Here is a 13508-nt window from a genome sequence, read left to right on the forward strand (position 1 = left end):
CTTATGCCTCAATTCCTGTTCTCAAGCTCGCATGAGCTGCTGGTAGTGGCTCGGGCTGGGATGCTCTAACGGCAACTGCCTTATTGATCTGTTCAAATCGATCGATTCGGTCGAAGCAGCGAGCGACTTCATCGCTGTGTGTGACGATCAGAATGGCAACATTCTCGGCGCGGCAGACTTCTTGGATCAACTCGATTATGGTGGCTTGATTTGCGGGGTCGACGTTGGCTGTCGGTTCGTCCGCCAAAAGGAGTCGCGGTTTGTTGGCGAGGGCTCTAGCGACCGCGACCCGTTGTTGCTGTCCTACCGAGAGTTGCTTCGGGAGGTAATTGAGCCGTGATCCCAAGCCTACTCGATCCAGTAGTTCGACAGCACGTGCGTGGTTGACACCTTTACGGGAAAACTTCATACCGATCTTCACGTTTTCGATCGCAGTAAAGGCGGGCAAGAGATTGAACGTTTGGAACACATAGCCCATCTTGGCAGCTCGGATGCGGTCCCGCCCAGCTTCGGAGAACTTGGTAAGCTCCACACCATCGAGCTGGATCGAGCCCGAATCGCAGGAGATTAGACCAGATATGATGTGGAGCAACGTCGTTTTTCCGCAGCCGCTCTCACCCCTGAGTACGACTTGCTCCCCCGCATCGATCGAAAACTGAGGGATGTCGAGAATGGGGAGCTGGTCCCCAGTTGGTTCTCGAAATGATTTCTTTAGGTTGGTTATTTTAAGCATGTTCTCATATACGCTTTGGTGCAACGGTGGTTCGGGAGGATGATTTCCAGGGTTCGGGTAAGGCAGTAAAGGCTATGACAATAGGGAGACCGAGGCTTCCAAACTGCTACCGACCCTGGCCACGTCCCTTCATGGCTCGTTGCATCTCCCGCTTCGCATCATTCTTCTTGAGAGTTTCCCGTTTGTCGTGGGTTTTCTTACCCTTGCACAGTCCGATCACGCATTTCGCAATACCGCGATCAGTGAAGTAGAGCCGAAGTGGGACCAAGGTTAAGCCTCGCTCCTTGGCTCGGCCTGCGAACTTGCTCAGTTCACGTCGATGGAGCAGCAGCTTGCGAACTCGTTTGGTCGGGTGGTTCCAAATCGTGGCTTGTCGGTATTCATCGATCTCGCAACCCACCAGCCAAAGCTCACCATCCTTGATGCGTCCGTAGGCTTCCTCGATCGAGCAACGGCCGTTCCTCAGGCTTTTAACCTCGCTTCCGTGTAGCACCAACCCGCATTCGAGTGAATCCAGAATCTCGTAGTGGAATTTGGCCTTTCGGTTCTCGCTAATCGACTTAAAGCTGGCCCCTTTGGTCTCCTTCCTAGGCTTGGCGGAGCCGGCGGGGGATTTGGTGGGGGTAGGAGCTTTGTTCTTTTTCTTACTCATGGTGACAGGTCCGATGCGGGTGGATTGTATTGAAGTACCGCAAAGGAATCATTGGCTTCCGGAAAGTTCGGGTAGATTTGTCTGCCCTCGGGAATCGTCTGGCCGGCGACTCGCAAATCGAGCAACACGTACCGAATCTTATATTTGTTTACGAGTCGGTCCAAGTCTTCCTCGGACCAAGGGAGCAACTGTTTCCGCTTGTCGAATTTGTATGCGTCGTTCAAGCGGGAGCTCCATTCTACAACCGCTCGAGCATTTTGTGGCATATCTTTCCACACGGCTAGCTCCGGCTGGCGCACTCGCCACTTGAAACTTTGCTGCCGCCGGGGGGTGAGCCAAAGTCCTTGTTCCTCGATGTTTTCGTTAATCCACTCGCACACTGCGATCCAGTCCGCATACTGACTGAGCCGGGTCTCTACGGAATCGGTTTTCAGGGAAAAGCTTTGTTTTTCGCCCGCCGGAATGTCCGGTTCGGTGTTCCTTTGATATCGCGTGATCAGCAGCGATACAACCAAAACAAGCCCAAAGGTCGCAAGCACCTTGCGGGTCATTCCTTCGCTGTTTGCCTCTAAGCGGAGCTCACCTATGGCGATGACATACACTAGAAGTGCGGCGAGAAGAGGTAGGCTCACGTCGTTCCAGCGAAACCAGTAGAAACGCAGTAGGGACGATGCAAATTTGGGAGCTAAGTTGCTCAGCACAAGATCCAGCAACAGACCAATCATCGAAGTAAAAAATGCAACCACGCAAACCAAGGCAAGGAATCGAAACGGCTTGGGTCCAGCGATGAGCCAGCCAGGAATATACCTAGCGACGATTGATGCAGGACGGTCTGTCGCATCGTCCGATGAGTAGTCATCTGGGCGGCCAGCAACCTTCCAGCGTCCATTTCTTGAGATGAGCAGAAGGGAAAAGGTAAAGATGACCAGAATGGCAAAGCCTCGCCAACGGATCTCACTAAACTTGATGGGTGATAAATGGTGTCCAAGTCGGTTGTAGACTTGTTCCATAGCGCTCAACGTGGCTTGATCTCGCGGTGTGTCGAGATCCATCAGCACCGCTGGAATTGCACCGGCGAGGAATCCGATGCCGCATAGCACTAAGCCGGCGAAATGAGACCGCAGCCATTGCTGTATTGACTGTCGCTCCCAGACCACTTCGATCACGAAAATAGATACAAAGGCTGTGGCTCCGACCCAAAGCCCGGAAATAACATGAAACCAACACCCGAGGCCGATGAGCGACCAGCCGATGGTCGGCTTGGAACGGGACAATGCCGCTAGGCCGCCGAATAGAAATGCGTATGCAATGCCTTTGGATTCGCAGCCCCCGACGACCCACTCGCCCGCCCACAACCCCCATTCCATGCCTGAGAGCCATAAGCCAGCTAATACGGTTGCTGGAATCGCCTGAGAAGCTTTTGCTAACAAAACCACGCCCGAACCAGAGTTCCTCGGACCAGAGTTCCAGGCGCTAAGAATTCCCCGACAAAGTGCGGTCCAGGCAATAGACAGGCTTATCCAAGTAACAAAGCGTCCCGCCCAGACGGATGTTTCCATGGGAAACCAGAGCGTGAGGGAACCAAAGAAATAATAAAAGGCCCAATGGGCATCACCGGATTCTAGGAACAGATCGCCGGGTGCGAAGCTTGGGTCCCAAAAATGCGCTGCTTTGGTCCAGTAGTGAACCTCGTTAACTTCTGGCACGGGGCATGCAGCGTAGAGGAAAAAAAATGTAAAAACCCCGAGAAAATCGATCCAAAACGAATCGTGCCATCGTTTCGTTCGATTTAAGCCTGGACCAGAATTGGCTAGTTTGGAGGAATTCACGCGGTTTGCAAATTTTGCTATGGTTTGGACATTGACGGGTAGGGTGACGACGACTGGCGGAAAATTGTCATAGATAGGCCCATTTCTTAAAAAAACACAACGTAATTTTGCACTTTTTCTTGACTCGCGCGTCAATGCACCTAGAGTTGTGTGGTATAGGAACTTAGATCAGCCGCTAAGCGAATGGCCATCGGCTAGTCTTTCCACGTATGCAACAGGAAACAGGAGATGGGTATTTTGCCCACGGATTTTAGGAAGGGAAGTCATGTTAGTATTATCTCGAAAGAAGAACGAGAGCATCGTCATAAATAACGAGATCACCATCGTGGTGGTCGAGATTCGTGGCGACAAAGTAAGGTTGGGTGTAGAAGCCCCGCGGGAGGTACCCGTGCACAGACGTGAAGTGTACGACGCCATCCAGCGAACGGAAACCCAAGAACCTGAGAAGTTGGAAGAGTAATCTGGGTTCGTTTCACTGCTCAGCCGCGGCATAAAGTTGTCGTATGGCCTGCATAACCGTTTCTAAAATTGAATTCTGCTGGATGGAGTAAGCCCGCGATTTGACGGATGTCGTGTTTGTTCGGGTGTAGTATCTGATTTTCGTCCGGGAATATCTTCAGATTGGTTGGCAATTCCACCGAACACATTGCTTGTAGGTTCGGTTGCCGGATTGTTCTTACGATCAGATTATCTTTCGTATTGACACTTCGACTGCGTTAAGTACACTTTGCCTCTCTCGGTTACGAGAACAACTGGCCCCGTCGTCTAGAGGCCTAGGACATCGCCCTTTCACGGCGGTAACACGGGTTCGACTCCCGTCGGGGTCACTAGGTAGGGTATCACACCCCCGCTTAGGACATCAGAACCCAGCAAATTGCTGGGTTTTTTTGTGTCCTGATTTTTCTTGAGCGGTGGACTGAGCACATCTTTGCTCCGGGCCTCATTTCAAGGGATTAGCCTTTGCCCCTCGTCGCGGGTTTGATCTACACTTTGCATAATCAGCTGCCTGGAGACATTTCCGGCAGGTTGTCTAGAGTTCCAAAGAAGCGATTTGAAAGATCTTCGGTTTTGGCACGTTGCGTATAGCCCGACGAAATCAATAACCGTTTTCCAAAGAGATGTGGATTGCTTGCCTTTTGCGCGATGACGTCTGTGCAATCTGGTATTCCAAGCCCCGCTCGTTGGATCCGCGGCTAAGTACTTCTGGTGTAACCGGCGCATCAGATCTTGTTTTCTATAACCATGTACTAAACTCTCGATTCAATCAACCGAACCAAACCGGACATTTTGCAAAAATACTATTGGAGAATTGTCCGATCAAGGGGTAGTATAGAAATGGTAACGGTGACAGCTTTCAAAATCCCAGGCCTGAAGATCTGGTTTTACTCGAACGATCACGAACCTCCTCACTTTCACGTAAAGCGCCGAGGAGAGTGGGAGGTTAAAGTCCATTTCCTTCTCGCACCAGAAGAGATGATTGACGCCGTATTCGGGCAACCCGGTAGCGGCTTTGTGAAACAAATCACGAGGTTAACCGAGGAACATCGAATGGAACTGCTTGAAGAATGGCAACGAATCCATGGGGTTGAGTAATCAAACTAAGCTTGGCTTGCAGCAATGACCAAAACGAAAACAAATCAATCCGAAGTCGTATTTTTACCCACCAATCCAGAGTACAGAGATCTAGTCAAGCGGACCATGGAGAGGGCCAACTCTTTGTTTAAACCGAAATTTGCACTCCGTTTGGGGGATGTTTCACAGAACCAACCTTTAGCAGGTGTCCGTAGTATAAATTCTGTCGTGAGTGTTTCTCGCGCGGCGGATCTAACAGCCGAAGTCTTAGAGCATCTCGCATCCACCACGATTGACAAGCATATCGTTTTCACAAGCGGTCACCCCGTGGAGGCGATTACATCTTTGTTGCGGGCACTGAAAGTTCGCAGCCCGGATAGAATTCACTTTTCCTCAAAGCCTGACACGAAGACCGAGCTAGCGTTGATCTATCGTTTTGTGATGGGGGCCGCTGACAAAGACGAGAATGTATCCATCGTCGATGCTTGGTTCGAGGCCCATGAACTGGTTCTCCTTTCCGCATCCTTTGAGCGATTGGTTGTTCCTCTATCCAAGCTAGAGCCATTCTTAGGTAAGAGTCTAACCAAGCAGCAACAATTTGAGATCGATGAGGATGGTCGCTTTCTATATTGGCCTCATGCGGAAGTCCATTTGGGATGGAAACAACTCGATCAATTGCTTCATCCCTCAAAAGCAATTAGAGATAGAGGGAACTCGAAAGAGTTCGCGTTGAAGTACGGAAAGGCGATCCAGCAGCTGCGCACGTCGACTGGGCTGCGACAAAGGGATATTGCCGGTATGGATGAACGACAGGTCAGGCGTATTGAGCGCGGTGAACAGTTCCCATCAACCAAAGCGTTGGAAGCGCTCGCTAAATCACACAATCTGGATGTTGGGGATTACATGAAGCGTTTAGCTTCGTTAGTAGGTTCTAAGTAAGCGGAAGCACCTATGTACCCTTGGTGGATCCTGACCAGTGAGAACGATAGAGCTAAACCGTAGGAAGTGCGTGCACTCCGATGGACTCTGTGTTGGAATTCCAGGCAAGAACGGTAGTTTTCCAAGCTGACTTTAGTCCCGTACAAACTGCTTGTCTTTTGGTGTAAGATCTTGTGCGACAGGCTACCTGGGGCGGGTGGCTTGGATCTTCACGCAAAACGGAATTCGGATACCGGTGTTTGAGCAAACCTTTAAGAATATCGACGATGTGCTCTACTGCGACTGAAGTACAACAACTCGATTGCTGATGCTATCGTGGAACTGGGGCGACCGGAGGAGATCGGCAAGATGTTTACTGGTTTCCAGCAGTATCTCTACCAGGTTGCGTAACCTATCTAGTTGTTTATGCGACAAAAAAATAACCGCTCAAGGCTTTGTTGGTAGCGATGAGCGGCATCTTTGGTTTTTGTAGCAGACTGCTCGGTGGATAGCTCTGCGTTGTTTACGTCGAGCCTAGGCGGCGCGGCGTGCTACGTTTTGTTCCAAAGCTGGTTTAGGCTCAGCAATTGAGACCTCCAGCTCTGTTCGAAGGATCTTCACGTGCGGGGGGGCCTCGACCCCGATCCGTACCTTATCACCATTTACGCGAACTATGGTTAGCACGATGTCGTCACCCAGGTGAACTCGTTCTGACTCTCGCCTGGATAATATCAACATATTGAGATTCCATTCTCCTTATGCTGTTGGGCTTTGCTGATCTCGACACGTGCGGCCCACATTCGCCGATGCCGAGTCCCCGGAGCTCGCGAGAGCTATGCTGCGGAAAGGAGCATCTCCTTAACGCAACGTGTTCCAGCTCGCTGACCGGTGGAATCATAAAATAGCACTCGAGCCGTCGCGATGTCAAAGACTGCTGTCAATCGGACACTGCGAGGGCCATGCAAGCAATAGAAAACACCGCATGGGCTTCCTTGCTTGCGAAGGACTTTCTCCGTGAGGGGAAAGGCCTTGGGTAGTAGTTGGTTTTGGTTACAGATCTCCGCTTCAACAATCTCACGAATTTGAGCTAATTCTGACAATTCGAACCATCCAAAGCTATTACGAGTAAACAAACTTCCATCGATCCATGAGATGCGTTGATATCGCAGCGAAACAGAATCGACACCCTAAACTATCGACGGGAACGGGGCTTCTCTTCGCTGGCGGAGGCACCGAAAATCAGAATTCTTTGCCCACAAGTGTCACCAGCGGCAAGGTCGATGTGGTACGTCTAATTTGCCTGACCGGCGCATCCCGATAAGAAAAGAGGCATTTATTCCGTGATTGCTTCAATGGGAGTAGGCTCAATCGATCCAGTGCAGTCCCTTGGATCGAATGCGGACAAGCTCGTAGGCCGTAACTTTACAAAGCCTTGTTACGGCCTACCTTGGTTCGAGTGACTGTGATTGTTCCTGCTGAGCCTATGCAACTTGCTTCAAGAAACCCTCGAGCATCTGAGCTCGCATGGGATTCTGCAACTTAGCAACGGCCTTGGCTTCGATTTGACGCACTCGTTCTCGAGTGACTTTAAAGATTCGACCAACTTCTTCGAGCGTGTACGAATAGCCATCACTCAAGCCGTATCGCAACCGAATGATCTCTCGCTCCCGGAAGGTCAGTGTCTTGAGCATGCTGTCGATTTTGTCCCGCAGAAGGCCATTGCCAGCATTGCGAACGGGGTTGTCGCTGTCTGGATCTTCGAGAAACTCGCCGAATGCATTATCTTCGCCTTCACCGACGGGTCGATCAAGGCTGATCGGATTGCGTCCGATATCCATAACTCGGCTTACTTCTTCGATGGGCAACTGAGCTGCTTCTGCGATTTCATACATACTGGGCTCGCGTCGTAGCTCTTGAACCAATCGCTTTTGGATGTTTCGCAACTTGCTCAGAACATCAATCATGTGAACGGGAATGCGGATCGTGCGTGCTTGATCGGAGATCGCTCGCGTGATCGCTTGGCGAATCCACCAGGTGGCATAAGTCGAGAATTTGAAGCCTCGTCTGTACTCATACTTGTCGACGGCTCGCATGAGTCCCGTGTTGCCTTCCTGAATCAGATCGAGGAAGCTCAGGCCGCGATTGCGATACTTCTTGGCGATCGAAACAACAAGCCTTAGGTTGCCGCTGGACAATTGTCTCTTGACCGCTTCGTACTCCTTAAAGTTGCGTCGAAACTCCTCGCATCGATTTCGGAGGGACCGAGGACTCTCTTGGGTTGTTAGGATGAGGTGCCTAAGTTCGGCGATGTTGCGGTTAAGCTCCAGGGTGTTGGTACCGCTCTGTTTGAGTTGAGCAATCCTTGCCTGTAGGTAGTCCATGCGTTGTGAGTATTGTTCTAGCTGACGCATCAGCGGGATTACGCGACGCGATCGGAGCGAGAGCTCTTCAACCAGCACCAACGACTTCTGCCTTCTTCTTTGGTACCTTCTTTTCGCGTGTTCTTTTTCAGACTCGCTCGCACTCTCGCTCACAATCAAGCGGAAATCATGCCGATTTTCCTTGATTAAATTGTCGAGGGTTTTCAAGTTGTGCGGCATGCGTGCACTGATTTGTTCTTTGGTTAGTCGCTCGGTCAATGAGACTTTGATGGTGCGATCAAAAGGAAGTGCACCCGCAGCAACTCGGCGGAGAATTTCAATCGTGTTTCGTAGTGCAAAATCATTGCCGAGAGCCGCTCGTCGAAACTTTCGTCTGGTAATCTCGATCTTCTTTGCGAGGGAGATTTCTTGTTCGCGACTAAGCAGGGGTATCTCGCACATTTGGCTGAGATAGAGTCGGATGGGATCGTTGGTCAAACGAGGTTTCGGCTCCGAACTGGTCGACAGATCCCCTTCGTTATCAGCAGAATCGCTGAGGGACATCGTTCCCTTGGGATCGATATCGTCGATAATTTCAATTCCGGCTCTTTCGAGAGCGATCAGTAATTGATCAAGTGCTTCTGCGTTGTTGGCTTCGTCAGGTAGAAAGTTATTTACCTGTTCGTAAGTCACGTGCCCTTGGGTGCGGCCCAAGTCGAGCAATTGCTGCAGGTCAATAGATCGAGATTCCACGGGATCAACTCCTTTTGATGGTGGTGGTCATTGTCGACGAACAGTCATCCATTGACAGTTCGCTGGGTCAACAATTATTGCGGGGTATCGGTTTGTGTCAGGCCATGCTTGGCCCGCGCTTGACTTACAATTTGGTTGAGCAGATCGAGTTCGCTCTGCTCATCAATCTGTTTACGCTCCAGGATGCTAATTTGCTGCCGTCGATAAGCTCGGTCTTCATGACCGCTCAGTCGGTCGCATAGCGAATGGAGCCGTTCGTCGGGAGTCATCGCACACTTCTCCGCTCTTCGCGAAGCATGCTCCTCGATGCTTACAAGAACGCTTTTGACTCCTGCGTCCTCTACAGCCGACAAAACACTTCCAAAGTTTAACGCGTTTCCGTTCAACTCCAAGTCCAAATATGTTTGAAAAATCTTTTTTGCTGTGTTGCTGTTTAGATTGCTAACGGGAAAACGCTCAATCGCGATCGGTACAATGTGTTCATATAATGCCATCAATTCAAAGAGCTCGATTTCGATGGCAGTCAATTCCGAATAGCGAACGACGATAGGCTGCGGTGCAACAGGGTGTTCGGACACCATCTCGCCCAATGCGGGGGCCGCCGGCGAGTTGGTGGATGCTGCATTCTGGGCAGCCTGAAATCGTTGGCGTTGACGGGCTCGCTCAGACGATTCCTGCCTTATGCTCTCGATTCGGTTTCGCAGCTCCATCTGTTCGATTCCAAATTGCCTCGATAGCCGTGCAATAAACTGATCGTGTCGCAAGCGAGCGGAATCATGAGAGACGAGCGTTTCCCGGGAGACTTTGGACATAGTACCGAGAATATCTTCTAGGGCAGAATTAGCTCTGTGAGTGTCGATCAAGGGGTCGAAGCCCTGACAAAGATGCTGAACTTTGAATTCCAAGGCATCCATCGCCCCCGAGATTTGTTTTCGCAACTCATCGCCACCATACTTGACGAGGTAGTCGCATGGATCCAGGTCTTCGGGCAGTGTCAGAATTCGGAGATCCATTTGTTCAGCGACGAACAGCTCTAGGATTTCACGACTTCGTTTTTGTCCTGCTTCATCACCATCGAGCAACAAAACAACGGAATCGCAGTATCGCCGTAGCACCTTGAGCTGCGTTTCACCTAGTGCCGTACCGCAGCATGCGACCGCATTGTGGATGCCGTGCTGCACGGCCATAATCACATCGGTGTAGCCCTCCATCACCACGGCTTGTTTTGACTTTACGATAGCGTCGCGGGCCAGGTCGAGATTGTAGAGCTGATGACTTTTATGATAGAGGGCCGTCTCGTTGCAGTTCACGTACTTGGCGGCTTCTGTGTTGACGCCGGGGAGAATTCGTCCGCCAACTGCGATGGGGCGAGACTGAACATCGCGGATGGGAAAAATAACTCGATTGCGGAATCGATCGTAAATCGTCCCTCGCTCGCCTCTCGCCCCCAAGCCGACCGACTCAATCAATTGTGGCGTGAACGACTTGCTCGCTCCACGGTCGACCAGCCAGGACCAACTTTCGGGAGTGAAGCCAATGCTGAATTTCTTGATGCTTTCTTCGGTCAAGCCGCGTGATTCGATATATTCCCGTGCCGCTTTCGCATCGGGAGAGGTCAGCAGGTATTGGTGGAATTCCTTGACAGCCCACTCCATCGTCTCGTAGAGCTTCTTCTTGTCGCTGCGGAATTTGGACTGCGACTTCGATTCCTCGATGACGATGCCTGCACGATCGGCGAGCATGCGAAGGGCTTCGGGAAACGTCACATTTTCGCGTTTCATAACGAAGCTAAAGACATCACCTCCAACGTCGCAGACCCAGCATTTCCAGGTCTGGCGGTCTGGATTGACCTGAAGACTGGGGCGTCGGTCGTCGTGAAACGGACAGGTCCCTACGAAGCCTCGACCTTGACGCCGCAACTCCATGTAGCTACTAAGCAAGTCAACAATGTTGACTGCGATTCGAACTCTGTCTTTGACTTCGTTATCGATCGCGAAGGACACTCGTTACTCCAAGCGAACCATTGGGATTTCGAAAAGGTAATCGTCCCCAAGAAGGGACAGCAGCCCCCAAATCGGGTGGCAAACCATATCGATAACGCGGTTCGATTGCATCGTGCAGGAGCGAAATTAAAAGCTCTCCGCGAACAACTGATTGGCTGCGCCGCAAGAGCAATTTGAGTCATCCGTAACTCGGGGGAAGATTATGCCTTGTGAGCAAAACCCGCGTCAATATCGATTTTGGCAATTCAAAAGGTTTCGACTCCTCAGAACTGCGAATTCATAGTAATCTTTTTTGACGCATTCACCAATGACCTCAATCCTAATCATCCCATGTTCGAAAATCTTCCGATTGCCCCTCCCGATTCCATCTTGGGCTTGAATGACGCCTTTCAAAAGGACCCTCGGCAGGAAAAAGTAAATTTGACGGTCGGAGTCTACAAAACGGAAGACGGCAGTACTCCCATTTTGGAGTCTGTAAAAAAGGCGGAGCTTCAAATACTCAACACGCAGTCTACGAAGAGCTACATGCCGATCGAGGGACATACAGGCTTCCTTTCGGCGGTTGTGCCATTGGTTTTTGGTGACTCGATCGATCACGCCAGAGTCGCAGCTGCCCAAACTCCGGGTGGAACGGGGGCCTTGCGGTTGGGGGCTGATTTGGTGGGACGTCATTTTCCCAGTGCGAGAATTTGGGTCAGCAACCCGACGTGGGCCAATCACCAGGCGATCTTCGCCGCCGCCGGACTTAAGCCAGAGGTTTACACCTATCTGTCGGCGGATAAAACGTCCTTGGATTTCGAGGGAATGGTAAAGGATATCGAGTCGCAAGGGCGTCCTGGCGATCTGATTTGTTTGCACGCGTGCTGTCACAATCCAACCGGCGTTGACCCGAGTCTGGAGCAGTGGGAAAAGATCTCCAAGTTGCTCGCCGCAAAAAAAATGATTCCCTTCGTCGATTTCGCCTACCAGGGTTTTGGGGATGGCTTAGAGGAGGATACAGCGCCTCTCAAAATTTTGCTCGCTAAGAATCCGGAGCTCTTTGTTTGCTCCTCATTTTCGAAGAACTTTGGACTCTATTCTGAGCGAGTTGGGTGTTTTTCGATGGTTTCTGCGGACCCCAGCCAGAGGGGGGCCGCTCTCAGCCAGTTGCATATGGCGATTCGATGCAACTACAGCAATCCGCCGAGGCATGGTGCGACCATCGTCGCCACGATTTTGAACGATCCCACCCTTAAGCAAGAGTGGATCGCAGAGGTGGATGGCATGAGGAATCGTATTTCTCAAATGAGATCTCAGTTTATAGAAGGCATGAAGCAGACTGGCATTGATCGAGACTTTTCGTTCCTGGCTGCTCAAAAGGGAATGTTCTCCTACAGCGGGCTTAACGCCATGCAGGCGGATTGGCTCAAGAAGGAACGCGGCATTTACATCGTAGGAACGGGGCGGCTCAACGTTGCCGGCATGGCTCCGCAAACCATGGCGAGTCTTTGCAACGCCGTGGCGGACTGTATCAGGGCGACGACATAGCATCATACCTTGCTGGATAAACAATGATTACACGACTTTATGCCAACAACTTCCGCTGCCTTGTCGCATTCGAGGCCAGATTTGACTCTTTTGGCGTGTTGTGTGGCCCAAATGGTTCTGGGAAAAGCTCTGTAATTGATGTTCTGAAGCTAGTGCGTGACCTCGCCATGGGCGATGCGTATCTCGGCGGCGAAGGGGAGAAGGACATTCGTCAGTTGGAATTCACGAAGTGGCTCAATCTTAAGACACAAGAATTTGAGCTAGATGTCAACGCTGAAGGCCACAGATTCCAGTATAAGCTGAATCTAGAGCAAGTCGATAGCGATGAGAAACCAAGAGTTGTTTATGAGCGTGCGGTGTGCGATGACCGAGAGTTGTTTATACGGGATCTTGATGGGGTTCGGTTTCAAAAATGGGACGGTTCTTCGGGTAAGTTTCCGCTTGACTGGAGAAGGGCTGCGATAGGAGCGATTCAACCGAATGGACCGCTAGAGGACATTCAGATTCTTCAAGAAGCCCTTGCTAGACTTTTGATCCTGAGGCCGAATCCTCGTGCCATGGAACCAGAAAGCAAGTCAGAATCAAGAAGCCCGTCCTTTCATTTCACCAACCTCATTTCATGGTACCGTTCGCTCTCGCAAGAACAGGAATGGACCGATGCACTTCGCGAAGCGTTGAAGAATGTTTGGCCTGACTTCAAGTCCTTTAAACTTGTGGATGCAGGAATGAATACGAAAGCGCTTCAGCTTCGTTTTGAAGGTGTTGATATCTTTTTTCATCAACTTTCGGATGGCGAAAAATCGTTGATTGCGCTTTATATGATTCGTGCTGCCTTAGAAACGCACGCAGCCAGAACCGTCGTGATCGACGAACCAGACAACTATATTGGACTTCCAGAGCTTCAACCTTGGGTACTGGCGATGCGAGAGCTGCTTGATGATGAGCATCAAGCAATTCTGATTTCGCATCACCCTGAGATCGTTGGCAACGCAGGCGAGGAAGATGGAATCTATCTTTGGCGCGATAGCCATATTTCTCCGACGCGACTTGGGCCGCTTAAGGTTCCAGACGGACTTAGTCCTGCGGAAGCGGTTGCTAGGGGGTGGGCTCATGGCTAATCGAACACAAATTGTTTGTTTACACGAAGGGAAGAAAGGGCGA

The 13508-nt window shown here is 51.0% G+C and carries 13 protein-coding genes and 1 tRNA gene; 7 read left to right on the forward strand and 7 right to left on the reverse strand.

Translation table 11 applies throughout. From position 1 onward, the window contains the following. Nucleotide 1: 1 nt before the first annotated feature. The 3 genes from SH449x_RS25760 to SH449x_RS25770 form a co-directional block, all read right to left on the reverse strand. A complete protein-coding gene (locus tag SH449x_RS25760) occupies nt 2–733 on the reverse strand; it encodes an ABC transporter ATP-binding protein (RefSeq protein WP_482378949.1) in 732 nt (243 codons plus the stop codon). A 106-nt stretch (nt 734–839) separates the two neighbouring features. Continuing rightward, the gene (gene smpB, locus SH449x_RS25765) at nt 840–1385 is read right to left on the reverse strand and encodes an SsrA-binding protein SmpB (protein ID WP_482378950.1); all 546 of its coding nucleotides are present in this window, start codon (nt 1383–1385) and stop codon (nt 840–842) included. Then, nucleotides 1382–3091 carry a DUF6798 domain-containing protein gene (locus SH449x_RS25770; RefSeq protein ID WP_482378951.1) on the reverse strand — a complete coding sequence of 570 codons (1710 nt, stop codon included), beginning with the start codon at nt 3089–3091 and terminating at the stop codon, nt 1382–1384. The genes smpB and SH449x_RS25770 overlap by 4 nt, the downstream gene beginning before the upstream one ends. Before the next feature lie 388 nt (nt 3092–3479). Here SH449x_RS25770 and csrA point away from each other — a divergent pair, with 388 nt between their 5' ends. The 4 genes from csrA to SH449x_RS25790 all read left to right on the forward strand — a co-directional run bounded on the left by csrA (nt 3480) and on the right by SH449x_RS25790 (nt 5725). Continuing rightward, nucleotides 3480–3674 (forward strand): carbon storage regulator CsrA, encoded by a 195-nt coding sequence (csrA, locus tag SH449x_RS25775; RefSeq protein WP_482378952.1) that lies wholly within the window; start codon nt 3480–3482, stop codon nt 3672–3674. A gap of 294 nt (nt 3675–3968) precedes the next feature. Then, nucleotides 3969–4041 (forward strand) — tRNA-Glu (locus SH449x_RS25780). 517 nt (nt 4042–4558) lie between these two features. Then, on the forward strand, nt 4559–4807 hold the full coding sequence (locus tag SH449x_RS25785; RefSeq protein WP_482378953.1) for a DUF4160 domain-containing protein: 249 nt from the start codon (nt 4559–4561) through the stop codon (nt 4805–4807). Between the two features lie 24 nt (nt 4808–4831). Continuing rightward, nucleotides 4832–5725, forward strand: a complete 894-nt coding sequence (locus tag SH449x_RS25790) for a helix-turn-helix domain-containing protein (protein WP_482378954.1) — start codon at nt 4832–4834, stop codon at nt 5723–5725. Between the two features lie 513 nt (nt 5726–6238). On the opposite strand, the gene SH449x_RS25795 is transcribed toward SH449x_RS25790, so the two are convergent. Further along, on the reverse strand, nt 6239–6442 hold the full coding sequence (locus SH449x_RS25795) for a carbon storage regulator (RefSeq protein ID WP_482378955.1): 204 nt from the start codon (nt 6440–6442) through the stop codon (nt 6239–6241). A 95-nt stretch (nt 6443–6537) separates the two neighbouring features. Next, a complete protein-coding gene (locus SH449x_RS25800) occupies nt 6538–6804 on the reverse strand; it encodes a hypothetical protein (protein WP_482378956.1) in 267 nt (88 codons plus the stop codon). Between the two features lie 47 nt (nt 6805–6851). Here SH449x_RS25800 and SH449x_RS25805 point away from each other — a divergent pair, with 47 nt between their 5' ends. Continuing rightward, nucleotides 6852–7025, forward strand: a complete 174-nt coding sequence (locus SH449x_RS25805; protein ID WP_482378957.1) for a hypothetical protein — start codon at nt 6852–6854, stop codon at nt 7023–7025. 160 nt (nt 7026–7185) lie between these two features. Here SH449x_RS25805 and SH449x_RS25810 read toward each other — a convergent pair whose 3' ends face one another. Together SH449x_RS25810 and dnaG are read right to left on the reverse strand one after the other, a co-directional pair. Continuing rightward, nucleotides 7186–8817: a sigma-70 family RNA polymerase sigma factor gene (locus SH449x_RS25810; RefSeq protein WP_482378958.1), complete on the reverse strand. Its 1632-nt coding sequence runs from the start codon at nt 8815–8817 to the stop codon at nt 7186–7188. Nucleotides 8818–8891: 74 nt separating this feature from the next. Then, nucleotides 8892–10820 carry a DNA primase gene (dnaG, locus tag SH449x_RS25815; protein ID WP_482378959.1) on the reverse strand — a complete coding sequence of 643 codons (1929 nt, stop codon included), beginning with the start codon at nt 10818–10820 and terminating at the stop codon, nt 8892–8894. A gap of 330 nt (nt 10821–11150) precedes the next feature. Between dnaG and SH449x_RS25820 the strand changes: the two genes are divergently transcribed. Together SH449x_RS25820 and SH449x_RS25825 are read left to right on the forward strand one after the other, a co-directional pair. Beyond that, the gene (locus SH449x_RS25820) at nt 11151–12347 is read left to right on the forward strand and encodes an amino acid aminotransferase (protein ID WP_482378960.1); all 1197 of its coding nucleotides are present in this window, start codon (nt 11151–11153) and stop codon (nt 12345–12347) included. Nucleotides 12348–12370: 23 nt separating this feature from the next. After that, nucleotides 12371–13465 carry an AAA family ATPase gene (locus SH449x_RS25825; protein WP_482378961.1) on the forward strand — a complete coding sequence of 365 codons (1095 nt, stop codon included), beginning with the start codon at nt 12371–12373 and terminating at the stop codon, nt 13463–13465. Nucleotides 13466–13508 lie beyond the last annotated feature (43 nt).

It is taken from the genome of Brakhagea baltica (assembly GCF_052161605.1).
Lineage (GTDB): Bacteria > Planctomycetota > Planctomycetia > Pirellulales > Pirellulaceae > JBKCUI01.

What these genes read in the sequence shown, in the direction of transcription:
- SH449x_RS25760 (WP_482378949.1), bottom strand. Translation starts at nt 733, where the DNA reads ATGCTTAAAATAACCAACCTAAAGAAATCATTTCGAGAACCAACTGGG.
- smpB (WP_482378950.1), bottom strand. Translation starts at nt 1,385, where the DNA reads ATGAGTAAGAAAAAGAACAAAGCTCCTACCCCCACCAAATCCCCCGCC.
- csrA (WP_482378952.1), top strand. Translation starts at nt 3,480, where the DNA reads ATGTTAGTATTATCTCGAAAGAAGAACGAGAGCATCGTCATAAATAAC.
- SH449x_RS25790 (WP_482378954.1), top strand. Translation starts at nt 4,832, where the DNA reads ATGACCAAAACGAAAACAAATCAATCCGAAGTCGTATTTTTACCCACC.
- SH449x_RS25795 (WP_482378955.1), bottom strand. Translation starts at nt 6,442, where the DNA reads ATGTTGATATTATCCAGGCGAGAGTCAGAACGAGTTCACCTGGGTGAC.
- SH449x_RS25805 (WP_482378957.1), top strand. Translation starts at nt 6,852, where the DNA reads ATGAGATGCGTTGATATCGCAGCGAAACAGAATCGACACCCTAAACTA.
- SH449x_RS25820 (WP_482378960.1), top strand. Translation starts at nt 11,151, where the DNA reads ATGTTCGAAAATCTTCCGATTGCCCCTCCCGATTCCATCTTGGGCTTG.
- SH449x_RS25825 (WP_482378961.1), top strand. Translation starts at nt 12,371, where the DNA reads ATGATTACACGACTTTATGCCAACAACTTCCGCTGCCTTGTCGCATTC.